Here is a 21,358-nt window from a genome sequence, read left to right as displayed (position 1 = left end):
ATCCGATGATCACCCCGACCGCGCTCTTCGCCATCGACACGCTGCTCACCGAGGAGGAGCGCGAGATCAGGACCACGGTCAGGCGCGTCTGCGACCGGGAGATCCGCCCGCACGTCGCGGAGTGGTTCGAGACCGGCGAGCTGCCGGCCCGCGAGCTGGCCCGCACGCTCGGCTCGCTGGGCGTGCTCGGCATGCACCTGGAGGGGTACGGCTGCGCGGGCATGGGCGCGGTCTCGTACGGGCTGGCCTGTCTGGAGCTGGAGGCGGCGGACTCGGGGCTGCGCAGCCTGGTGTCGGTGCAGGGCTCCCTCGCGATGTACGCCATCTGGAAGTACGGCAGCGAGGAGCAGAAGCAGGAGTGGCTGCCCGCGATGGCCGCCGGCGAGCGCATCGGCTGCTTCGGCCTGACCGAGCCCGACTTCGGCTCCGACCCGGCGGGCATGCGGACCACGGCCAAGCGCGAGGGCGGCGACTGGGTGCTGAACGGCACCAAGATGTGGATCACCAACGGCTCCGTCTCGGACGTGGCGGTGGTGTGGGCGCGTACGGACGAGGGCGTCAGGGGCTTCCTGGTCCCGGCGGGCACCCCGGGCTTCACCGTGAACGACGTCAAGCACAAGATCTCGCTGCGCGCGAGCGTGACGAGCGAGCTGGTGCTCGACGGGGTGCGCCTGCCGGACGCGGCCATGCTGCCCGGCGCGCGCGGCCTGTCGGGGCCGCTCGGCTGCCTGAACGAGGCGCGGTTCGGGATCGTGTTCGGGGCGATGGGGGCGGCGCTCGACTGCCTGGAGACGGCCATCGCGTACGCGGGTGACCGCGAGGTGTTCGCCAGGCCGCTGGCCTCGTTCCAGCTCACCCAGGAGAAGCTCGCCGACATGGCGCTGGAGCTGGGCAAGGGCCTGCTGCTCGCCGTGCACCTGGGCCGGCTGAAGGAGGCCGGGACGATCACCCCCGAGCAGGTGAGCGCCGGCAAGCTGAACAACGTGCGCGAGGCCCTGGAGATCGCCAGGAAGTGCCGCGCGCTGCTCGGAGCGAGCGGCATCACCCTCGAATACCCGGTGATCAGGCACTCCGTGAACCTCGAGTCGGTGCTGACCTACGAGGGCACGTCCGAGATCCACTCCCTGGTCCTGGGCAAGGCGCTCACCGGGATCGCCGCGTTCCACTGATCAGAACGTCTGCCAGGTCGCCTCGGTGACCTGGCACGGCCCGCCCTGGTGCACCCGCAGCCGCGCGGCGACGAGGTCCAGCGCGATGGTCGCGACGGTCTCCCACCGCTGGTTGATCGGCAGCGTCTGGTCCGGGTGGGCGCAGACGGGCGCGTCCTCGGGGCCGTGGCTGAGCATGGCCAGCGCCCGCTTGGTGTGGTCGTCGCTGCTCAGGCCCTCGGTGTTGGCCCGCAGGTGCTGGAACCTGGCGTACGTGCTGGGCCGGTCGGTGGAATGCCGCTCGTCCTTGGCCAGCGCGGGGTCGAGGAAGTGGTTGCAGTGCTGCAGCACGCCGTCGGGCTCCGGCGGTATGACCGCGACGCCGGCGGGGGAGATCTCGATCGAGGCCGCGTCCGACGAGGTCACGGCCGTGATGACGGTCGAGGCGGAGACGGTGGCCGAGCGCGCGATGTCGGCGGCCTCCTCGACCGTGGTGGCCTCGTCCAGGATCCTGCGGGCGATCAGGTGGACGGGCACGCCGAGGTCGGCCGTGTCGGAGTCGTGGCGCAGGATGTTGAAGTGGATGCCGAGCCCGCCCGTGTTCACCCCGATCTTGGCCAGCGCCCCGGCCTCGGTGAACGTGCGCACGACGTGCCCCGGACGCGGCTCCAGCTCCCAGAGCATGGGCGCGTCGCGCAGGTGGTCGTGCCAGTCCCACGTCTGCACCGTGCGCGGCGCCTCCCCCGCCCCGGGCAGCACGACGGAGGTGGAGCACTCCCCCTCGCCGGTCGCGTCGATGGCGGCCAGGATCTCCGTGCGCGCGTTGACGACGGCGACCTGCCAGGGCTCCAGGCCGGCGCCGCCCGCGATCCCCGCGATCTCCTCCGCCAGGTGCGGCGCCCAGTCGGCGGTGCGCTCCAGGGCCAGTTCGCCCCAGGTACGGACCTGCGTCGCGGTGGCGCCCGCGACGGTGAACAGGTCGGTGTAGCCGGAGAGGTTGGCACGGATCGCCTTGCTCCGGTGCGTGCCGAGTTCTTTGCCGCGGGCTCGGGGGTCAATCTGCGTCGACGTGAAGCTGGGGAAAGTCATGAACCATCCATCAGGTCGGCGAGCCTGGGGTTCTCGGCCGCGAACGAGGCGCGGACGCGCGCGTACCGCTCGGCGTCGATGTCCTGGCTCAGTTTGAACATGCTCTTCTCGGTATGCACATGCACCCGAAAAGCCACTACCCCCGGCAAGAGCGCGGCGAACCTCTCCCTGGACGCCGGGGTCGGCTCCCAGGAGGGCGAGCGGAGCGACTCCAGTGCCGTGACGGTGCGCTCCACCACGTCGAGCGCGTCGTCGAGCAGTTCCACCCGTCCCGTCACGTGCACGGCCGCGTAGTTCCAGGTCGGTACGGCCGGGTCGGTCGCGTACACGGTGGGCGAGACGTACCCGTGCGCGCTGGAGAAGACCACGAGCACCTCGGGCGAGGACCCGAAGGAACGCCAGTGGGGGTTGGCGCGGGCCATGTGACCGAGCAGCGCGCCGCCTTCGAGGGCTCCGCCCTCGAGGATGACGGGGACGTGCGTGGCGACCGGCACGCCGTCCACCGTGCTGACGACCAGGGCGAACGGGTTCCGCCTGACCAGCTCGACCGCCTGGGCCGGGTCCTTGGCGGCGTAACGGGGGAAGACGTGCATGGGTCTACTCCACCGCGCTCAGGATCGCGTCCCAGGCGAGCTCCGACGCGAGCGTCCCGAGGCCGGTGGGCTTGACGCTCACCAGGTCCACCTCGTCCGTGGTCATCGCGAACAGCACGTCGCCGTCGTTCATGGTGTGGAACGGCTGAATGCCGCGGTGCATGGAGCTGTGCACCTGGCGGCCCACCTGGAGCAGCTCGACGTCGGTCAGCTTCACGTTCGTCACCATGACGGTCAGCGTGGTGTTGCCCATGACGGCCGGGGCCGGGTCTCCGACCATCGCGGCGTAGTCGGCGCCGGGGTGGCGGCGGGCGCCGTCCTCGGCGTGGTAGTTGCCGCGCACGATCCCGCCCTGCCGGTCGACGACCGCGCCGACGGCGTTGACCACGGTCGCCACCAGCACCTTGGCCTCGCCGAACGTGCCGAACGCGGCCCCCTGGCCGGCGAACTCCGCCCGGCCGAAGTCCACCTTGCCGGCGCTCGCCGTGCGGCCCGCGCCGCACCGGCCCACCGGGAACTCGCCTTCGACGGCGTTGCGGAGCGCGGCCCGGCCCAGCTCGCCGTCCGGGTAGACGGCGGTCTCCCTGGCCGAGAAGTCGTAGATCACCGCGCCGGACACGAGCTGGAGGTCGTCCCATCGGGTCCGGTTGTCCCTGCGGGCCAGCAGCTCGTCGCTCACGCCCGCGGCGGCGGCCAGACCGTACACCGAGCCACCGGCGAAGCAGATGGCGTGGTTGTAGTCGTACCCGCCGCTCATGCCGACCGCGCCGCCGCGCGCGTCCACGGCCGTGCGCGCGCCCGCCGGCACGTGGATCACGGTGCACCCGGTGGGGCCCTCCGCGTACTCGGCCGTGCCGACGAGCACGCCGGGCAGGTCGAACGCGACCGACCCGCGACCGGGGCTGGCCTGCGGGGCAAGCGGCAGGTCCGCGTTGCGCGGGACCCCGGGCGCGAACGCGGACGGAGTGGCAAGCCGGGGCTCATTCGTCACAGAGTCGTTCATAGGGCCTCCAAAAGCTGTTTCGAGTACTCGTGAGCGGGGGCCGAGTAAAAGGTGGCCGTGTCGGCGGTCTCGACGACCTCGCCCTTGCGCATGACCGCGATCCGGTCGGCGACGTAGCGGACCGCGCCGAGGTCGTGGGAGATGAACAGGGCGCTGAAGCCGTACTCGGCCTGCAGGTCCTTGATGAGATTGAGGATCTGCACCTGCACGGAGACGTCGAGCGCGCTGACGGCCTCGTCGAAGACGATGAACCTCGGCCGGGTGACCAGCGCGCGGGCGATGGAGACGCGCTGCCGCTGGCCGCCGGACAGCTCATGGGGGTAGCGCGAGGCGAACGACGCCTCCAGCCCCACGTGCTCCAGCATCTCGGTGACGGCGTCGCCGGCCGGGCGGCCGAGCACGTCCAGCGGCTCGGCGACGCTCTGGCCGACGCGCATGCGCGGGTTGAGCGACCAGTGGGGGTGCTGCAGGACGGCCTGCATCCGGCCCGCCAGCTCGCGCCGCCGCTTGGGGAAGGGGCGGCCGTCGAACCTGACCGCGCCGGACGTGGGCCGCTGCAGGCCGAGCGCGACCCGGCTGCTGGTCGTCTTGCCCGAGCCGGACTCGCCGACCAGGCCCAGCGTCTCCCCCTCGGCGACGGACAGGGAGACGTGCCGCATGGCGTCCAGGTGGATCCGCCGCAGCGGCGGCCCGGCGGCGAAGGTGACGGTGACGTCGTCGAGCTCGAGTATCACGCCGCCACCTCTCCTGCCCGGTGGCAGAGCACGTCCTGGTCGCCGACCCGGACCGGTTGCGGGCGCTCGTGCTCGCAGCGCTCCTCCGCGAACGGGCAGCGCGGCGCGAAGGCGCAGCCCGGCGACGGCCCGGTGAGCACGGGCGGGCGGCCGGGCACGGGCTCCAGGCGGACGCCGTGGGCCGCGGCGGCGGGCGCCGACCCGGCCAGCGCCGCGGTGTAGGGGTGGGCGGGATGGCCCAGCACCTCGCGGGCGGGCCCGGTCTCGACGACCCGGCCGCCGTACATGACCGCGACCCGGTCGCACCTGCGGGCGACGGCGGGCAGGTCGTGGCTGAGCCACAGGATGCTCGTCCCGGCCGCGGCGGCCAGGGAGAAGACCACGTTCAGCACCTCCTCGCGCACCTGGCTGTCCAGCGCGGCGGTCGGCTCGTCCGCGACGAGCAGCTCGGGCTCGGTGGCCATGGCCATCGCGATGGCCACCCGCTGCGCCATGCCGCCGGAGAGCTGGTGCGGGTACGAGCGCACGACGCGGGGGTCGTCGAGCTTGACCCGCCCCAGGTGGAAGCCCACGTCGGCGCCGCGCCCGAGCACCAGGCGGAGCTGGTCGCCGACGCGCATGGTCGGGTTGAGTGAGGCGATCGGGTCCTGGAAGACGAACCCGAGACGTTTCCTGCGCAGGTGGCGCAGCCGGTCGGCGGGCAGGTCGAAGACCGGCTCCCCGGCCACCACGACCTCCCCCTCGCTCCGCCGGGCCGCCCTGGGCAGCAGCCGGCCGACGGCGGAGCCGAGCGTGGACTTGCCGGACCCGCTCTCGCCGACCAGGCCGACGGTCTCCCCCTGCGCCACCTCCAGGTCGGCGCCGTCCAGCGCCCTGGTCTCGGCGTAGTCGATCATCAGGTTCCGCACCGTGAGCAGGCTCATGTCAAGGACCTCGTCTCCCGGGGTTCGAGCCGGTCGCGCAGCCCGTCGCCCACCACGTTGATCGCCAGGATCGCCGCCACGAGCACGACCCCCGGGCCGAGGATCAGCCAGGGCGCGGCGATCATGTAGGTGCCGCCCTGCTGGATCAGCACGCCGAGCGAGGCCTGCGGCGGCTGCACGCCGAACCCCAGGAAGGTCAGCCCGCCCTCGACCGCGATCCCGACCGACAGCGCGTACGTGCCCTGCACCGCGATCGTGCCCGCCACGTTGGGCAGCACGTGCCGCCCCAGCACGCGCGGCAGCCCGGCCCCGCTGATGACGGCCGAGGTGACGTAGTCGCGCTGCGACACCGCCACGGCGGCGGCCCGCACCAGCCGGGTCATCAGCGGGATCGTCACCAGCACGATGCTGGCCAGCGCCGCCGTCTGCCCGGGGCCGAGCACCGCGGCGACCAGGATCGCGAGCACGATGGCGGGGAAGGAGTAGAGCACCTCCACCAGGCGCATCACCAGCTCGTTCAGGTAGCCGCCGCGGTATCCGGCGATGATGCCGAACGTCGCGCTCAGCGCCGCCGTCACCAGCACGGCGACCGACGACAGCAGCAGCGTCGTGCCCACGCCCTCCATGACGCGCGGCAGCACCGAGCGGCCCAGGTTGTCGGTGCCCAGCCACCAGCCGGGCCCCGGCGGCTGCAGGCGCGGGCCGACGATCGCGTCCGGTTCTCCCCCGGCCCCGACCAGCGAGCCCAGCGCGAACACCACCAGGACCGCCAGGCAGACGAGCCCGCCGATGGACAGCCGGTCCAGCTTCCTCATGAACGCCTCCCCGCCAGCACGCCCAGCCTCGGGTCAAGGACCCCGACGAGCAAGTCGATCAGCACGTTCATCACGATGAACACCGCCGCCGCCAGCAGCACGCCCGCCTGCACGACCGCGTAGTCGCGGCGGCCGACGGCCTGCACGATGTAGGAGCCGACGCCCGGCAGGTTGAACACGTGCTCCACGATGAGCGCCCCGCCCAGGAGGTACGCGGTGATGGTGCCAAGCAGCGTCACCACCGGGGTGGCGGCGTTGCGCAGGATGTGGTGCCGGACGATGAACCACGGCGACTCGCCGCGCCCGACGGCGGCCGTGACGTACGGCTCGACCAGCACGCCGAGCACGGCGTCCCGGGTGGTCCTGGCGGTGACGGAGATGGCGAACACCGACAGGACGGCGGCCGGCAGCACCATCGTGGCCAAGTTCGCGGCCGGGTCCCGGGTGAACGGCACCCACGTGCCGACCTCCAGGCCGAGCGCGTACCGGGAGAAGACGAACACGACCAGGCTGCCCAGCACGAACTCCGGCACGCTGACGCCGAGCCCGCTGAGCAGCCGCCCCGCCGCGCCGCCGCCGCCCGGTCGGGAGCGCACGGCGGTGAGCACGCCCAGGGGCACCCCCGCCAGCGCGCTGGCGATCACGGCCAGCACGGTCAGCTCGCCGGTCACCGGCAGCCGGGCCAGGAGCTCCGCGCCGACCGGCTGGCGGCTGATCATCGAGATGCCGAAGTCGCCGCCCGCGACGGCGGCCAGCCAGTGCCCGTACTGCATGAACACCGGCTGGTCCAGCCCGTAGCGGGTGGCCAGCTCCGCCTTCTGCTCGGCCGTGGCGAACGGGCCCAGCACGGTCTCCGCGAAACCGCCGGGCATCAGGCGCACGGCCGTGAAGATCAGCACGGAGACGCCCAGGAGCGTGGCGGCCGAGCTGAGCGCCCGGCCGGACCACCACATCAGCAGGCGCATGGTTACTGGGTCTTCTTCACGCGGGCGTCGGCGATCAGGCGCAGCACGTTGCCGTACCCTTCGGTGGCGTACAGGCTGGGGCTGAGCGCGTCGGTCCGGAACGCGATCGTGGCCGGGCGGGTGACCAGCGGGATCATCTGCGCGTCGGTGTCGGCCTTGGCGCAGACGGCCGCCAGCGCCTTGTCGCGGGCGGCGCCCGCGGGCTCCTTGCCGGCCGCGTCGATGAGGGTGTTCAGCTCCTTGTCCGGCTTCATGAAGCCGACGTTGAAGCCGGCCGTCTCCGGGTTCCACCACTTGGTGACCATGCCGGGGTCGGCGTAACCGGCGAACCAGGACAGCGCGGCGTCGAACTCGGCGGGCGCCTTGCCGTACACCTTGCCCGACCAGCTCGCCTCGTCCAGCTGCTCGATCTTCATGGTGATGCCGGCCTGCTGGAGGTTCTGCTGGATCACCTGGGCGACCGCCGGGGCGGGCTCGGTGGAGAAGATGCTGAGCGTGAACGTCAGGTTCTGGGCACCCGCGTCGGCCAGCAGCTTCTTCGCCTCGTCCACGCTCTTGGACGCCGACGGCAGCGCGGCCGGGTCGCACGCGCCCGGCAGGCCCGCCGGGGTGACGGCCGTCGGCTTGCCCTTGCCGCCGAGCGCCACGTCGGCGATCTGCTTCGGGTCGAGCGCGATGGCGACGGCCTGGCGCACCCGCGGGTCGGCGAACTTGGAGCCGGCCGCCTGGGTGTTGAGCATGAGGTAGTAGAAGTCCGTGGTGGCCTGGGTGACGGCCTGGACGTTCTTCGCCCCGGCCAGCATGGTCGCCGAGTCGACGTTGCCCAGTGTGGCCAGGGCGGCGCTGCCGTTCTGCAGGGCGGCGATGCGCGCGGCCTCCTCGGGGGCGATCGTCACGTTGACGGCGTCGGCGGCCGGCTTGCCCTTGGCCCAGTACTTGTCGTTGCGCTTGAAGGTCCACGACACGTCCTGGCGGTGGTTCTCCACCACGTACGGGCCGGTGCCGAGCAGCGTCTTGGCCGGGTCGACCGACTTGTCGTCGATCTCCTTCATGGGCAGGACGGCGGCGGGGATGTTGGCGAGGGCGGCCAGGAACGGCGTGTACGGCTCGCTCAGGGTGACCTTGACCGCGCGGTCGCCGTCCTTGGCGACCGACTTGACCGGGCCGAGCTGGCCGCGCCAGACCGACTTGGAGGCCAGCAGCCGCTTCAGGCTGCCCACCACGTCGTCGGCCGTCATCTCGCGGCCGTTGGAGAAGGTGACGCCGTCGCGCAGGTGGAAGACGTACGTCTTGGGGTCGGGGGTGTCCCACTTCTCGGCCAGCATGGGCTGCACGCTGAAGTCGGGGCCCACCGTGACCAGCGTCTCGTAGGACAGCGAGAGCAGCTGCCAGGTGGTGGCGACGTCGGCGAGCTGCGGGTCGTACCCGGTGGCGGCGCCGCTGTCGATGTGCACGGCCAGGTTGAGCGTGCCACCGACGGGCAGGGATTGGTCGGCTGTGGCGAGGTAACCGGTCGGATTGGGCTGGTCGGGGGCTGTGGCGGGGGTGGTGGTCGTTCCGGTGGCGGCGCAGGCCGAGGCCAGCAGGGCTGCCATGACACCGCAGGCCAGGCGTATGGGACGCATGGGCCTCTTCTCCTCTAGTGGCAGGAACGTTCGGCGGCGCTCGGCGGGACGTCGAGCGTGGGGTTGCGGTCGAAGAACCCGACCGGCTTGAGTACGAAGCCGCACGTGTCGACCGGCATGATCGGCCAGTCCTCCGTGCGGGGGAAATGTGTCAGGCCGAACGTGTGCCACAGCACGATGTCCTGCCCGTCGATGTCGCGGTCGGCTCTGGTGTAGGTGGGCAGGCCCGCGCCGCCGGGATGCTGGTTGACCAGGTCACCGGCAGGATAGCGCTCTGCGGGATGGTACCGCGTCACCCACAGATGCCTGGTCGCGAACTCGGCCCGCCTGCTGATCGACGCCTCCGGGTGTGCGAGCAGGGCCGGCTTGCCCTCGGGGTACAGGGCGTAGCCGACCGGGCGGCCGAGGCGGTTGCGTACGCCGGGGTTGACGACATGCCAGGTGCGCTCCCTGGCGAGGTCGGCGTCGCGCCGCCCCTCCCCCTCGGTGCGCAGCCGCTTCACGGCGCGGCCGAAGGCGTTGCCGTACGGGCTCTCGACCGCGACCGCCTCCACCTCGTCGACCGCGTTCGCCAGGCCGTCCACCGTCATGTCCAGCCGGGCGCTGAACAGGTGCTGGTGGTACGGCGCCGCCAGCCCCGGCGCGACCTCCGAGCTGTAGGGCGCGGCGCGGTCGTCGTAGGCGCCGGTGAAGACGATGCCGGTGGCCTTGACCTCCAGCTCGATGGTGCCGTCGAGGTAGAGGTACCAGTAGAAGCCGTAGTCGTAGTTGCCCACCGTGACGAAGAACGAGATCACCAGGCGCCGCTGCCTGCGGGTCTCCCTGGAGCCGTTGGCCGGATCGGTGTGCTTCCACAGCACGCCGTAGTCCTCTTCGTGCATGCAGATCGCGTTCGCGATCACCTTGGGCACGCCGACGCCGTCCGTCACGACGGCGTCGAAGTAGGTGATCTCGCCGAGGCAGTCGCAGCCGAGCTCCAGGGAGTTGGCCAGCTTGCCGAGCTGGTACTCGCCGGTGTCGAAGTAGTTCTGCCAGAACCGGATCGGGCTCGGGTCGCCGTACGGGACCAGCATCTCCGCCACCGACGCCCGGTAGACGATCGGCCTGACGCGACCGTCGTCCTCGAAGCCGATCTGGTGGAGGGTGAGCCCTTCGCGCATGTCGTAGCCGAGGCGCAGGCTCCACTTCTCCCAGGTGACCAGGGGGCCGTCGACCGTGAAGCTGGGGCCGTCCGGCTGGGTGATGTGGATGGGCTTCTGCGTGGTCCGGTGCGGGCCCAGGTGGTAGTCGCCGGGCTCGGCGGGGATCGGCTGGGGGCCGGTGTCCACGATCTCCATGACCTCGCCCTTGACCAGGTCCACGTACGCCACCAGGCCGTCCACCGGGTGGGCCCACGGGAGGCTCTCGGGCGTGGGCATCAGGTGCGCCAGCACCCTCGCCACCCGCCGGCCCTTCTCCTTGGGGAGGCCGAAGTTGCCCGCGCTCAGCGCAGCCAGGTAGACGCCCGCCGGGTCCTCGATCCCCCGGCGCCGCAGCGCCTCGGCCCAGGCCGGGTCCTCCCGCAGCACCCGCCTGACCAGGGCGTGCTCCTCGTCCAGCATGGGCACCTGGCCGTCGGTGACCGGGTCGATGGGCCTGCGCTCCTCGACCTTGGCCGTGGCGATCGACACGATCACGTCCTCGGCCGTCTCGGTGGCCAGGTCCAGGAGGAACGCGCGGGCCCGGCGTCCGGCGGGGGCGCCCGGCTCGTACGCCAGAACCTCGTCCTTCGGCGGCTCCTCGAGGCCGAGGTAGGACACCCGCACCGTGTCGGTCAGCAGGCCCTCCTGCATCAGGATCCGTCTGACCTCGTCGATCTCCTGCGCGGCGAGGGGGTCGAGAGGGTGGGGGTGCTTCCCGGTGGTCAGGTGCAACGTTCCGCCCCTTTCTGATGCCGGAACGTTCCGGCAAGGTTTGGGCTAACTTAGTTGCGACCCCCGGACGGAGACAAGACCCAAGCGCCACCCGAAACAGACCGTTTACCGAAGCCCCCACCACCCACGCGGGCCTCCGCCCGCCCATGGGTCGCGCCACCGACGAGGGAGAACACCGCACGGCCCGGCCGCCCGTGAGACGCGCACACCGTCGAAGGGCCTCGCCACACGCGAAACACCGAGACCGCCGCAGGACCCTGCCACACGCGAGACACGGAGACCGCCAGGCCCCACCACCCTTGAAACGCGCAGACCGCCGGAGGCCCCGCTACCCGCGCAACGCCAACATCACCGGAGGACCCCACCATCCGCAAGACAGAGACCGCCGGGACCCGCCACTCGCGAAACGCGCAGACCGCAGGACGGACCCGCCACACTGGAGACGCCGAGACCACCGGAGGGCCCCGCTGCGCGCGAGACACGGAGACCGTCGGGCGGTCCGATGGGGGCACGTCGACTCGCTCGGCGGAAGTGGGCGATCAGGGCCGCTAGCATCGGGGCGTGCGAGCAGACGAGGGGCGCGAGCGGGCAGGCGTGCGCACGGAGGAGCCGGTCACGATCCTCACCGTCGCCAGGGAGGCGGGGGTGTCGAAGACGACGGCCTCCGACGCGCTGCGCGGCTCCGGGCGGGTCTCCGAGCGCACCCGGGAGGCGGTCGCGCAGGTCGCCGAGCGGCTCGGCTACGTACCCAACGGCTCGGCCAGGCACCTGCGCAAGGCCAGCACCGGCACCATCGGCCTGCACGTTCCCGAGGTCCTGACCCGCTCCTCCTACTACATGTCGTTCGTGTTCGGCGTGGTGGAGCAGGCGGCGCGGCACGACTACGACGTCACGCTGATCACGTCCGGCCAGCGCCGCTCACGGCCGCCGCGCGTGGACGGCCTCGTGCTCGGCGACCCGCTGGGAGGCGACCCCGTGGTGGAGAGCCTGATGGCGACGGGCCTGCCGACGGTCTCGTGCGAACGCTTCCCCGGCTCCCGGCAGGCGGACGGCGTGGTGTGGTCGGAACACGCCTCGATGCTGGGCCGCCTCCTCGACCACCTGCGCGAGTCGGGCGCCTCACGGCCGGCGCTCATCGTGGCCGGGGACGAGAGCGACTGGGCGGCCAGCGTGCACCGGGGCTACCTGGAGTGGTGCGCGGCGCACGGGGTGGTGCCGCTGGTGCGACGGGTGTCCTTCGACGCCTCGGGCGACGAGGTCCGCGCCGCCGCCCGCGCCCTCCTCGACACCGCCGGGGGCTCCGGCCGAGGCGCCGACCTAGGGGCTGAGCAGGACGACGACCGCTCCACCGGCCGAAGGGCCGAGCAAGGCGGCACCCGCTCCACCGACCGAAGCGCCATGCAGGCCGACGGACGCTCATCCGGCCGGGGGGCCGAGCAAGGCGACGGACGCTCCACCGGCCGCGGGGCCGGGCGGGGTGAAGGCTGGTCCGTCAGGCGGGACGACGGTCAGGGGCCGGGCGAGGCGGCCTTGGGGTGGGGCGGGGATGGGCCTTTGGATGCCCTGGTGTGTGCGCCGGCCGGGGCGGCGACCGAGGTGGCGCCGCTGCTGCGGGAGGCCGGCGTGAACGTGCTGCTCGCCTCGTGCGTCGACAGCGCCGCCACCCGCCAGTCCGATCCGCCGATCACCGCAATCGACCTGCGCCCGAAGGAGGCGGGGGCGAGCTGCGCGGAGTTGCTGTTCGAGCTGCTGTCCGGGGCCGCGCCCCTGGGTACGGAGCGCGTACACCCGATAGAGCTCTCCATCCGCGCCTCGACCCGCCCCCGCCCGTAGCAGCGGCTCAGCCGAAGTTGACGTCGCTGCAGAAGTAGAACGACTGGTCCATGTGCGAGGCCTGCCAGATCGTGTAGATCACGTGACGGCCGGTGCGCGAGCCCTTGCTGAGGCTGTTGATCATGTACACGTCACCGGGCGCGTATTTGGGGGTCGTGCGGACCAGCTCCAGGTTGTTCCACCCCAGGGGCGTCGTGAGAGCGTTGTAGCCCTGGCGGGTGATGTAGACCTTGATGTAGTCCGCACCGTGCCTGGCCTGGTCGTTCAGGCGGATGTTGAAGGTGCTGCCGGTGATGTTCGCCATCGTCCATGCTCCCGGCTTGTCCATGGAGCGGTAACGGCCGCCTTCGGTCAGGCCGGCGCTGCACAGCTGGCCGTTGGGGATGACCGCCTCATGGTTGCCGGCGACCCCGTTGCGGTAGAGGCCGTTCCAGTTCCACATGGCGTTGGTGTTGTCCTGCCACGCCTGCCAGCACATGGGGTCCTGCTGCTGCATGGCGGGGTTCTGGAAGTCGTTGCCCCAGCGCAGCCAGCAGCCGTAGTTGCGGGAGGCGGGGTCGACGACCGAGCCGTGTGCCGAGGCGGACTCGGCCAGGGGGACGGCGAAGATCATCGCCGTTGTCAGCAGCACCGCGAGGGCGCGCCGCGCCCAGCGGTGGGGTCCGGCTTGGGGCATTGTGCGATCTCCGTGTTCCGGTCGGGGGGATTCCGGGAAGGGGAGCGCTCCGCGAGGCGACCGTATCTGACCCCGCAAGTACACACAAATGACGGGCCATGTCAGCTTATGGTCATCACTCCGCATACCCAGGTCGGCGTGCCAGATGAGCAGCGGAAAGGGCTTTCCTATCAACCCGCCAGATTGACTGAAACTTTCACTTATGTCCGATCCGGAGGGAATGTAGCAATATGCGACCGACTCAGAACTTAAAGTGATGAGAATGGGGGAAGTAGCATGTGAGCGAGGGCAAGGTTCCCGATACTTGGTGGGTGACCGCAATGGCGACGATCGAACCGGCGGGACGCACAGCATTTCCCAGTGCGCCGTTCACTGTCGACGACCTACTCAAGCTCCCGGACGACGGGAACCGCTACGAGCTCTTCAGCGGGAGCCTACTGGTGAGCCCTGCCCCCACAGTCCTGCACCAGATCGCCATAACTTATGGGCTGCTTCTCCTCAAGCATGCGGCGCCACCGCAGATGGAGGTGTTGACGACCGTCAATCTAAAAGCCACCAACCAGGACGTCTACATCCCTGACCTTGTCGTCGTGCCCAAAAAGAGGTCGCGAGCTACTGGGCTCATGTTCTCGCCTCAGGACGTCCTGCTTGCCGTGGAGGTGGGCAGCCCGAGCACCAAGATGCGGGACAAGGTTCTCAAAGCCGAAGCGTACGGAGACGCGGGCATCTCCGTTTACTGGCGGATCGAGCCGGAAGAAGGGCCGACACTCTGGGTCTACGAGCTCAAAGACGAGTGCTATGACACGCCGGTCCGCTACAAGGCCGGCACGCTCGCGAGCTTTACCTGGCCGTTCCCTGTCAGCTTCGACCCTGCCGAACTGCTCGGCGACTAACGGCGCCCATCTGGAGCGGTGGTGAGCCAGAGCCGGAGTAAGTGGCGGCGGCGGGACGGCTCGGGGTGGTCCTCGTAGGCGGTGCGGCTGTGCAAGGTCACGTGGTTGTTGAGGAACTGCAGGTCGCCCGGCCGGAAATCCATGGTGAGCGTGAAGCGGGGGGCGTTGGTCAGGTCGTCGAGGAGGGACATGGCCTCCTCCTGCGCCGGGGTGAAGGGCGGCACGGTGGCGCCGCGCTGGGCAGAGCGTAGGTAGTCGGGGCCGTACGCGATGGACACCCCGCCCCCGGGGCGAGCCGCGCAGATCGGCTTGGTGTAGAAGCTGTCGGGGCCGTCGCCGGTGCGGCGGTCGTGCCACCACGGCTCGTAGAGGACCTCGGCCAGGTCAGGCCGGGTGCGCACGACCTCGTTGTGCACCGCCACGGAGCTGACGACGGCGCTGAGGCCGCCGGATTTCGCCGGGCGGACGCAGAGCAGGGCCACGACGTCGGTCGGGTCGCTGTGGTAGCCGAGCCGGCCGCTGTGCTGGTAGCTCTTGGTCCGCGCATGGGACGGGTCGGCGCCCGTGTCGCGTACGTGCATCAGCGGCGCCCCCTCCGGACCCTGCGGGACGATGCCGCCCACGTGGGAGGCGAAGCCGAGGGCGACCGTCTCGCACTGGCGCTCGCTCAGCCCCTCGACGGGCACCCCCTGGATCAGCGCGACCCCGCGACCGTGTGTGAGCTTGTCGCGCACCCGGCGCAGGACGGGGCCGAGCGTCGGCAGCCGGAAGCTCTCTCGCGACACCTCGGTCCCCGCCGCGTGCACGGCGGCGAGCACCTCCTGCCGGTGCTCCTCCGTGAGCCGGATCCGCCAGCTGTCGTCGCCTCTCAGCTCCGACCCCAGCCACTCCCCCGGGCCCAGCACCTCCGCCACCGCCATGGCGTGACACCACCTCTCGATCGGCAGGCCGTTCGAGAATCACCTTGCCCTTCCGGATCGGCCCACGCAGCCCCGCATCGCCCACGGCATAACGTCTTCACCCAGGGCGGAACTCGTCGGACGGCGTCGCCCGGGCGGCCAGTGAGGTGTAGACGGTCACCTCGTCCGGCTGGACCAGCCCGTCCTGGATGGCGCAGATGAGGAGTTTCTCCTTGGTCGGCGCGGGGCGGCCGGCGGCGGCGTACTTGACCCTGGCGCGGTCGATGTACTGGCGCACGGTGCGCTCCTTGATGCCCATCCTGGCCGCCACCGACGCCTTCGACATCGACTGGAACCAGTACAGCAGCGCCGCCCGCTCCTTGTCGGACAGCTGCGGCCGGTGCGGGCCCTCGTCCGTGGCGATCGCCTGGGCCATGGGCGGCGTGACGGACGGCCGGTCGGCCGCCACCTCCAGGATGGTCTCCAGGCACGACTCCCGGGTGGCCCGGCCCTTGCCGATGAACGCCGACGCCCCCGCGTCCAGCACCGCGCGCACCGTCTCCGGCTCCTCGTGCTCGGAGAAGACGATGACCCGCTGGCCGCCCGCGCACAGCTCGGCGACCCGGTCCACGACCATGGTGCCGTTGAGGTTGAGATCCAGCAGGAGCACGTCGGCCTGCACACCCCGTACGGATTCGATGGTCGGCCCCTGTACGACCAGCTCCACCGGGCTCGGCGGCCCGAACCACGACCTCACGCCGTCCACCACCACCTGATGGTCCTCCACCAGGGCGACCGTCACGCGTCCCGCCGCTCCGCCGGCGGGCCCTCCCAGATGCTGTTGACCCATACCTCCCCTCCCTGCCGCTGATAGGTGACGACGACCCCGCTCGGCTCCCGTACCGGGGTGGCGCTGACGGGCAGGTCGTCGTTGTCGGCCACGACGGCCACGCTCACCATTGTGGACATCGCGGACACCGTGACCCTGGCCCGCGACCTCGCCCCGTCCAGCGCCCGCACGGGTGCTCTGAGCAGATCCTCCCGTACGCCGTCCGGCAGCGCGGGCATGCGCTCCCCGAACGGCGGCGCCGTCACCAGCACCTGGCGCCGCTCGGCCGCGTCGATGTGCTCACGCAGCACCGAAACCAGCTCGTCCGGTACGTCCTCCCGCTCCGTGATGAGCCGCCGCAGCCTCATGGACCCGGCTGTGCAGTCCTCGCGTACGCGGGGATCCCCCGGGTCGGCCCCGTCGGCGAGCTGTTCGAGCAGTGACTCCGCCACGTCACGGATCGCGGCGTAGCGGCGGATCCGGTCGGCGTGGATGCGCTGGGCGGACTCCCGCCAGGCGTCGTCGGCGGCCAGCCGGCGGGCCAGCAGCGCGGCGTCCTCGGCGCGGACGCGCAGCGTGTGGCAGCCCACCGCGTAGCCGAGCTGGAGCGTGATGCTCCCCACCATGACCATGAGGTATTTGGCGATGGAGACCCGGTCGTCGGTCCCCGTCACGATCATCGCCGTCAGCATGATCCCGGCGTTGAGGGCGAGGAACGCGATCAGCTCGCGCCGCCAGGCCAGCCGGTTCCACAGGAGCAGTACGCCGACCCAGCCCACCGAACCCCAGCCCCAGTCACTGGGGCCGAGCAGGTCCTCGGGGCGGCAGGACACGATCACCGCGATGTCCGCGGCCAGCACGACGGCGGCCAGCGCGCGGGCCCTGGCCGGGCCCTCGAACGCCGTGACCAGCGATCGCGCCGCGATCACGACGACCGCCGTGTAGGCGATCCAGGCCACCGCCACCAGCCACGGCCAGCGGAAGGCCGGCCAGCCCGAGACGGTGACGGTGAGGTCGTAGCCGGTGTGCCAGACCGCGGTGATCACGACCGCGCCGATCGCGGTGTAGCGGGCGTACCGCTGCGCCACCTCTTCGATGTCATCGGTCATGGCCGCCCCCGACGCCGCGAGATGTCGTCGGTCGTGGCCGCGCCGCGAGATTCCGCCGGTCGTGGCCGCCACCGCGCCGCAAGATGCCGCCGGTCATGGCCGCCACCACAGGCTCACCCGGGTGCCCTGGTCACCGGAGCGGATGTCGGCGCCCGCGTTCGGGAGGGAGCGCATGGTGTCGAGGATCGACCCGCGCACGCCGAACCGGTCGGACGGCACCCGTTCCATGTCGAAGCCGCCTCCCGTGTCCGCGACCTCCACCCTGATCTCGCCGTCGGACCGGCTGGAGACCAGCTCGGCCTCGCGCACCCCGGCGTGCAGCGCCACGTTGGCCAGCGCCTCGGTGACCGCGCGGGCGAACCGCTCCGCGACCTCCCCCGGCACCGTCTCCGGCGTCAGCCGCCTGCGGACGTCCAGCCCCGTCACCCGCCCGGCCACCTCGTCGAGCAGGGCGTCCAGGGCGATGGGCGCGGACTCGGCGCTCGGCCGGTCGCGCAGCTTCTCCAGCGCCGCCAGGTCGGCCACCGCCTGCCGGCGCAGGGTGGGCGAGGGCTTGTCATACGTGCCCAGCCCGACCATCGTCAGCGTGTGCAGCGACGTCTCGTGGACGCTGCCGACCTGGCGCAGCTCGTCCTCGCGGCGCAGCCGCTCGACGATGAGCGCGATCTCGGCGCGCGCGCTCTCCCGCAGGAACGCGTCCGCCGAGGCGGCGGAGCGGCGCAGCAGCGTCATCAGCAGCGCGATGCAGAGGATCTGCACGAGGTGGATCCCCAGCGTCCCGGCCACCTCCTGGTACGGGGCCGCCAGCCGCATCCCGGCCAGGTACGCCCCCGCCACGACGAGCCCGACAGACACGGCCACCCACGGCCGCCACGTGACCCCCGATACGACGATGGTCATCGTCACCAGCCCCGCGATCCAGCTCGACCCGCCCTCGAGCGCGGCCCCGCCGACGAGGTGGCCCTGCGCGAGGCAGAGCGCGACGGTGATGACCGCGTCACCGGCCACCAGCCAGGCCGGAAGCCGCCGGCCGCGCCAGGCCACCCACAGGAACAGCCCTGTCCACACCAGGTCGACCGCGAGCGCGGGCGCCAGCCAGGCGACGGACACCGGTGGAACGGCGCCGAGGGTCGCGGCGACGATCGCCACGAACCCCACCACACCCCGTGCCCCCGCACCGGTGCGCGCGATGGTCCGCTCCATGTGCCTGGTCGCGGAGTCGTATCTCGTGGAACCGGGGAGAGACATGAGCCGCCCGCTCGCGATGACAGCACAAGACGGGCTTCACAATAACGTAAGAGCGTCTGTGTGGCGCCGGGTGGAGACATGGATCGCATCGTCATTTCCCTCGTGCCGGCTCTGCTCGCGGTGTTGACCGCCTCTCCGCACCCTCGCTCCCCGCGCGTCCCGCGGCACGACGGCTGATCGGCCGTCATTCGCTACGACGGCCGATCAGCCGTCAGTCGCGTCCGCTCGGCAGCGCGTGTACTGGGCTGCGGGTCGCGACGATGCGACGAGAGGGGACCTCATGACCTTGCTGGTGATCTCGATCCTGGTCGGCTGCCTGTCGGTGATGACGGCCCGCGGCCGCCGGGGGAACTGGCCGCCCGGCATGCCGGTGGCCCGGCCGCGCCTGGTGGCGGTGGGGGGCACGTACGAGGGCTCGCGCGGGCGGCCGTCGGACGCGTACGTCATCCAGGAGCGGCTGGTCGCGGCGGCCCGCGGCGCGGCCGGCGGCGGGGCGGCCCACACGGCCGCGGCCCTGGCCCTGGGCGCCGTGGTCGGCGCCAGGCCGAAGTACCAGGAGAACCTGGACGAGTGCGCGCAGGCCGCGCATCGCGCCGTGCGGACCGCGTCCCTGCGCGGCGGCGCGGGGTCCGCCCTGGTCACCAGCCTGGACGTGATCCTCCTCGAACCGGGCGAGAGCCCGCGCCTGCGCTTCGCGCACGTCGGCGACGGCGCGATCTGGCACTGCCCGAAGGGCGGGCGACCGCAGCCGCTCACCACGTCGCACTCCTTCGGCGACGGCCCGCCGTTACGCGGGATCGGCTTACCCTCGGAGCTCAACCCCGAGGTCGGCGCCGTTCCGCTCCGTCCTGGCGACCGCGTCGTGGTCGTCACGAGCGGCGCGATCAGGGCGCTCGGGGCGGCGCGCATGAAGGAGCTGGTCACCGGGGGGTTGTCGCCGAGCGCGTGCCTGGACCGGCTGTACGACGAGATGGCCGCGGCCGACCCCAAGGACGACGCCACGGTGATCATCGCCGACTACGCCACCGCCTGAGACGCCCGCACGGCCCGGGATCCGGGTGGCGTACCGATGTCGTGGTAGGGCCGCCTCATGAGCCGATGATGCCGGTGGGAAGCGCCGGTCTCGCGTCCGTCCAACCGGACGCGGTCAAGGCGGTCCACGAGGTCAGTGCCGCACGTGCGTCCCGTTCCTCCGCGGCCAGCAGCCGGCCCGAGGTCTCGTCGATGACGATCCGCCGGCCGCTGCCCGACAGCTCGATGCCCGTCCCGGCGCGTCCGATCGGGTCGGTGGTCGCTCCGGTGTTCCGCATTCGCGGCAGGTCCGCCAGCACGCGGTAGAGCGCGGCCCGCAGCCGGGGAGTCGTCGGAAGTTGCGAGAGCAGGCTGGTGGCCTGCGTGTACAGGGACTCGTCGTCGGCCCGCTGGCCACTTCTCCGGGTCCACCCCTGGAGCACCTGCCGGAGCTTCGCCACGTCGGTCGGCAGGTTCATGACCTCCTTCGTGGTGACGTGGGCGGATCCCACCTGGGGATAGGAAACCTCGGGAGCGAGTTCGTCGTCGAGTCGTACGGCGAACGGCGGCGACGGGGTCACACCGCCCACGCCGGGAACGCCGGGCCCCTCGCAACCGCCGAGCCGGTACGCTCCCTGCCGCCGCCAGGTCTCCTCGTCGGCCTCGGTGAGCGGCTTCCCTGACTGGGCGGTGACCACGAGCCAGCTGGGATCCCGACCCGACTTCGCCATCCAGACCTCGTGGGTGCACGTGACCCGGTAGTTGACCAATCGAGGCTCCATGCCGGCGGGCGCCTGTCCCCCCGCCCCGACAGCCATGCTCCGACCGATGGTGTGCCAGTACCGGCCGGTCGCCGGGTTCGCGTTCTCGATGCGATCCGCGGCGGCGAGCAGCACCGTACGGGCGGGCTCCAGGGAGGGCGCGGCGCCCTCGCTCCGAACCAGGACGACGGCCGCGACCGCGACGGCCGTCGCGACGGAGGCGAGCCGGAAGGCGGTCAAGAGGCGCGGCCGCCTGCGGCCGGGCTCTGGCGGCGCCCCGGCGGCCGCCTTGACCAGCAGGTCGTCGGCGGACACGCTCGATCCGCGGTCCAGCGAGGCCGGTCGCGCCATGGTGAGCAGGCGCATCGCGTCGGGCTTACGGCTCATCGGGGTCCCCTCCCTGGAACGGTCACGGGCTTTCGGGATGCGGCGGTGTCGGCGGTGTCCGTGGCGTCGATCGCCGACTGCAGCCGGCGGCGCGCCCGATGCAGCCGGACGAAGAAGGCGGCTCTGGTGCAGCCCAGCACCTGTGCCGCTTCGGCGGTGGACAGGCCGTGCCAGGTGGTCAGGGTCAGGATCTCCTTGTCGTCGTCGGACAGGGTGGCCAGCGCGCGGAGCACGGTGAGCCGCTCGGTGGCGTGTTCGCCCACGTCGGCGACGGCCTCCGTGATCCACGTGCGCAGCTCGGCCTCCAGGGATTCACGGCGGGCGGCCTGCCGGACGTTGTCGCGCAGGATGTTGCGGGCGACGCGGAAGAGCCATTGCAGCTGTGCCTGGTCGGGGATGTCGTCGAGACGCCGCCAGGCGACCAGGAAGGTCTCGCTGACCACTTCCTCCGCGAGTTGGTGTCCGGCTCGGCCGGCCGCATAGCCGTACACCCGCGCTTGGTAGGTGTTGTAGAGCACGGTGAAGCGCTCATGTCGGTTGGGCAAGCCCGTTCCTTCGGTCGGGAACACGTCTTTCATGGCGTATGTGGTCCGAAGGAAGGGTTTCTTACATCCCCGGCTTAAGATCGTGACCGTACCGCACGGCATCAACACCGATGTCCCGCATTCGGCCCGCGTCTACGTGGCCGACCGCCGGACCTCGGCACGGGCATCCTGACCCAGGGCAACACCCACGAGGTCGCGCAGGCGCCGGACGCCCGGGACGGGCGAGCGGATCACCCGCTACTTCGACGGGTTCGACCTGGTGGAGCCGGGGCTCGTGGCGGTCTCGGAGTGGCACGACACGCCGCTCTTCGCCGACCCCGCGACCTGGAGGTACGCCGGGGTGGGCCACAAGCGCTGAC

21 protein-coding genes are annotated in these 21,358 nt (G+C 71.7%); 5 read left to right on the top strand and 16 right to left on the bottom strand.

What is annotated here, in order from left to right; genetic code table 11:
- Window positions 1-5: 5 nt before the first annotated feature.
- Window positions 6-1,169, top strand: a complete 1,164-nt coding sequence (locus AB0L65_RS36490; protein ID WP_364254985.1) for an acyl-CoA dehydrogenase family protein — start codon at window positions 6-8, stop codon at window positions 1,167-1,169.
- On the opposite strand, the gene AB0L65_RS36485 is transcribed toward AB0L65_RS36490, so the two are convergent.
- The 9 genes from AB0L65_RS36485 to AB0L65_RS36445 are packed head-to-tail and all read right to left on the bottom strand — an operon-like array spanning window position 1,170 to window position 10,808.
- A complete protein-coding gene (locus AB0L65_RS36485) occupies window positions 1,170-2,237 on the bottom strand; it encodes a C45 family peptidase (protein WP_364254982.1) in 1,068 nt (355 codons plus the stop codon). It lies immediately after the preceding gene.
- A complete protein-coding gene (locus tag AB0L65_RS36480) occupies window positions 2,234-2,830 on the bottom strand; it encodes an FMN-binding negative transcriptional regulator (RefSeq protein WP_364254979.1) in 597 nt (198 codons plus the stop codon). Before AB0L65_RS36480 ends, AB0L65_RS36485 begins: the two co-directional genes overlap by 4 nt.
- A gap of 4 nt (window positions 2,831-2,834) precedes the next feature.
- Window positions 2,835-3,833, bottom strand: coding sequence for a P1 family peptidase (locus AB0L65_RS36475; RefSeq protein WP_364254976.1), 999 nt, complete (start codon window positions 3,831-3,833; stop codon window positions 2,835-2,837).
- On the bottom strand, window positions 3,830-4,567 hold the full coding sequence (locus AB0L65_RS36470; RefSeq protein ID WP_364254973.1) for a dipeptide/oligopeptide/nickel ABC transporter ATP-binding protein: 738 nt from the start codon (window positions 4,565-4,567) through the stop codon (window positions 3,830-3,832). The genes AB0L65_RS36475 and AB0L65_RS36470 overlap by 4 nt, the downstream gene beginning before the upstream one ends.
- Window positions 4,564-5,490, bottom strand: a complete 927-nt coding sequence (locus tag AB0L65_RS36465) for an ABC transporter ATP-binding protein (RefSeq protein ID WP_364254970.1) — start codon at window positions 5,488-5,490, stop codon at window positions 4,564-4,566. Before AB0L65_RS36465 ends, AB0L65_RS36470 begins: the two co-directional genes overlap by 4 nt.
- Complete coding sequence (locus AB0L65_RS36460) at window positions 5,487-6,305, bottom strand: ABC transporter permease (RefSeq protein WP_364254967.1); 819 nt, start codon at window positions 6,303-6,305, stop codon at window positions 5,487-5,489. Before AB0L65_RS36460 ends, AB0L65_RS36465 begins: the two co-directional genes overlap by 4 nt.
- The gene (locus AB0L65_RS36455; protein ID WP_364254964.1) at window positions 6,302-7,270 is read right to left on the bottom strand and encodes an ABC transporter permease; all 969 of its coding nucleotides are present in this window, start codon (window positions 7,268-7,270) and stop codon (window positions 6,302-6,304) included. Before AB0L65_RS36455 ends, AB0L65_RS36460 begins: the two co-directional genes overlap by 4 nt.
- A 2-nt stretch (window positions 7,271-7,272) precedes the next feature.
- Window positions 7,273-8,895, bottom strand: a complete 1,623-nt coding sequence (locus tag AB0L65_RS36450; RefSeq protein ID WP_364254961.1) for an ABC transporter substrate-binding protein — start codon at window positions 8,893-8,895, stop codon at window positions 7,273-7,275.
- A 14-nt stretch (window positions 8,896-8,909) separates the two neighbouring features.
- Entirely contained in the window at window positions 8,910-10,808 is a 1,899-nt protein-coding gene (locus tag AB0L65_RS36445) for a primary-amine oxidase (RefSeq protein ID WP_364254958.1), read from the bottom strand.
- A 561-nt stretch (window positions 10,809-11,369) separates the two neighbouring features.
- Here AB0L65_RS36445 and AB0L65_RS36440 point away from each other — a divergent pair.
- The gene (locus AB0L65_RS36440) at window positions 11,370-12,641 is read left to right on the top strand and encodes a LacI family DNA-binding transcriptional regulator (RefSeq protein WP_364254955.1); all 1,272 of its coding nucleotides are present in this window, start codon (window positions 11,370-11,372) and stop codon (window positions 12,639-12,641) included.
- Between the two features lie 7 nt (window positions 12,642-12,648).
- On the opposite strand, the gene AB0L65_RS36435 is transcribed toward AB0L65_RS36440, so the two are convergent.
- Window positions 12,649-13,317, bottom strand: coding sequence for a lytic polysaccharide monooxygenase (locus tag AB0L65_RS36435; protein ID WP_364254952.1), 669 nt, complete (start codon window positions 13,315-13,317; stop codon window positions 12,649-12,651).
- A gap of 320 nt (window positions 13,318-13,637) precedes the next feature.
- On the opposite strand from AB0L65_RS36435, the gene AB0L65_RS36430 reads away from it, so the two are divergent.
- Window positions 13,638-14,210: a Uma2 family endonuclease gene (locus AB0L65_RS36430; protein WP_364254949.1), complete on the top strand. Its 573-nt coding sequence runs from the start codon at window positions 13,638-13,640 to the stop codon at window positions 14,208-14,210.
- Here AB0L65_RS36430 and AB0L65_RS36425 read toward each other — a convergent pair.
- The 4 genes from AB0L65_RS36425 to AB0L65_RS36410 all read right to left on the bottom strand — a co-directional run bounded on the left by AB0L65_RS36425 (window position 14,207) and on the right by AB0L65_RS36410 (window position 18,250).
- A complete protein-coding gene (locus AB0L65_RS36425) occupies window positions 14,207-15,130 on the bottom strand; it encodes a TauD/TfdA family dioxygenase (RefSeq protein ID WP_364254945.1) in 924 nt (307 codons plus the stop codon). The genes AB0L65_RS36430 and AB0L65_RS36425 overlap by 4 nt on opposite strands.
- A 97-nt stretch (window positions 15,131-15,227) precedes the next feature.
- Window positions 15,228-15,911, bottom strand: coding sequence for a response regulator (locus AB0L65_RS36420; RefSeq protein WP_364254942.1), 684 nt, complete (start codon window positions 15,909-15,911; stop codon window positions 15,228-15,230).
- Window positions 15,908-17,047: a hypothetical protein gene (locus AB0L65_RS36415; RefSeq protein ID WP_364254939.1), complete on the bottom strand. Its 1,140-nt coding sequence runs from the start codon at window positions 17,045-17,047 to the stop codon at window positions 15,908-15,910. The genes AB0L65_RS36420 and AB0L65_RS36415 overlap by 4 nt, the downstream gene beginning before the upstream one ends.
- Before the next feature lie 93 nt (window positions 17,048-17,140).
- The gene (locus tag AB0L65_RS36410) at window positions 17,141-18,250 is read right to left on the bottom strand and encodes a hypothetical protein (RefSeq protein ID WP_364254936.1); all 1,110 of its coding nucleotides are present in this window, start codon (window positions 18,248-18,250) and stop codon (window positions 17,141-17,143) included.
- Window positions 18,251-18,575: 325 nt separating this feature from the next.
- On the opposite strand from AB0L65_RS36410, the gene AB0L65_RS36405 reads away from it, so the two are divergent.
- Complete coding sequence (locus AB0L65_RS36405; RefSeq protein ID WP_364254933.1) at window positions 18,576-19,328, top strand: SpoIIE family protein phosphatase; 753 nt, start codon at window positions 18,576-18,578, stop codon at window positions 19,326-19,328.
- 55 nt (window positions 19,329-19,383) lie between these two features.
- On the opposite strand, the gene AB0L65_RS36400 is transcribed toward AB0L65_RS36405, so the two are convergent.
- Together AB0L65_RS36400 and AB0L65_RS36395 are read right to left on the bottom strand one after the other, a co-directional pair.
- Entirely contained in the window at window positions 19,384-20,454 is a 1,071-nt protein-coding gene (locus AB0L65_RS36400; RefSeq protein ID WP_364254930.1) for a CU044_5270 family protein, read from the bottom strand.
- Entirely contained in the window at window positions 20,451-20,999 is a 549-nt protein-coding gene (locus AB0L65_RS36395; protein WP_364254927.1) for a sigma-70 family RNA polymerase sigma factor, read from the bottom strand. The genes AB0L65_RS36400 and AB0L65_RS36395 overlap by 4 nt, the downstream gene beginning before the upstream one ends.
- Before the next feature lie 229 nt (window positions 21,000-21,228).
- On the opposite strand from AB0L65_RS36395, the gene AB0L65_RS36390 reads away from it, so the two are divergent.
- A complete protein-coding gene (locus AB0L65_RS36390; RefSeq protein ID WP_364255276.1) occupies window positions 21,229-21,357 on the top strand; it encodes an SAM-dependent methyltransferase in 129 nt (42 codons plus the stop codon).
- Window position 21,358: the final 1 nt, after the last annotated feature.

It is taken from the genome of Nonomuraea sp. NPDC052116 (genome assembly GCF_040680035.1).
Taxonomy (GTDB): Bacteria; Actinomycetota; Actinomycetes; order Streptosporangiales; family Streptosporangiaceae; genus Nonomuraea; species Nonomuraea angiospora_A.
The sequence above is the reverse complement of the archived record's forward strand: the minus strand, read 5'-3'. Positions and strand labels throughout refer to the sequence as shown.

Bases quoted from the DNA above. Each gene is read 5' to 3' on its own strand.
- AB0L65_RS36400 (WP_364254930.1), bottom strand. From the start codon at position 20,454: ATGAGCCGTAAGCCCGACGCGATGCGCCTGCTCACCATGGCGCGACCG.
- AB0L65_RS36425 (WP_364254945.1), bottom strand. From the start codon at position 15,130: ATGGCGGTGGCGGAGGTGCTGGGCCCGGGGGAGTGGCTGGGGTCGGAG.
- AB0L65_RS36415 (WP_364254939.1), bottom strand. From the start codon at position 17,047: ATGACCGATGACATCGAAGAGGTGGCGCAGCGGTACGCCCGCTACACC.
- AB0L65_RS36480 (WP_364254979.1), bottom strand. From the start codon at position 2,830: ATGCACGTCTTCCCCCGTTACGCCGCCAAGGACCCGGCCCAGGCGGTC.
- AB0L65_RS36430 (WP_364254949.1), top strand. From the start codon at position 13,638: ATGGCGACGATCGAACCGGCGGGACGCACAGCATTTCCCAGTGCGCCG.
- AB0L65_RS36455 (WP_364254964.1), bottom strand. From the start codon at position 7,270: ATGCGCCTGCTGATGTGGTGGTCCGGCCGGGCGCTCAGCTCGGCCGCC.
- AB0L65_RS36460 (WP_364254967.1), bottom strand. From the start codon at position 6,305: ATGAGGAAGCTGGACCGGCTGTCCATCGGCGGGCTCGTCTGCCTGGCG.
- AB0L65_RS36465 (WP_364254970.1), bottom strand. From the start codon at position 5,490: ATGAGCCTGCTCACGGTGCGGAACCTGATGATCGACTACGCCGAGACC.
- AB0L65_RS36450 (WP_364254961.1), bottom strand. From the start codon at position 8,895: ATGCGTCCCATACGCCTGGCCTGCGGTGTCATGGCAGCCCTGCTGGCC.
- AB0L65_RS36475 (WP_364254976.1), bottom strand. From the start codon at position 3,833: ATGAACGACTCTGTGACGAATGAGCCCCGGCTTGCCACTCCGTCCGCG.
- AB0L65_RS36435 (WP_364254952.1), bottom strand. From the start codon at position 13,317: ATGCCCCAAGCCGGACCCCACCGCTGGGCGCGGCGCGCCCTCGCGGTG.
- AB0L65_RS36490 (WP_364254985.1), top strand. From the start codon at position 6: ATGATCACCCCGACCGCGCTCTTCGCCATCGACACGCTGCTCACCGAG.
- AB0L65_RS36485 (WP_364254982.1), bottom strand. From the start codon at position 2,237: ATGACTTTCCCCAGCTTCACGTCGACGCAGATTGACCCCCGAGCCCGC.
- AB0L65_RS36405 (WP_364254933.1), top strand. From the start codon at position 18,576: ATGACCTTGCTGGTGATCTCGATCCTGGTCGGCTGCCTGTCGGTGATG.
- AB0L65_RS36410 (WP_364254936.1), bottom strand. From the start codon at position 18,250: ATGGAGCGGACCATCGCGCGCACCGGTGCGGGGGCACGGGGTGTGGTG.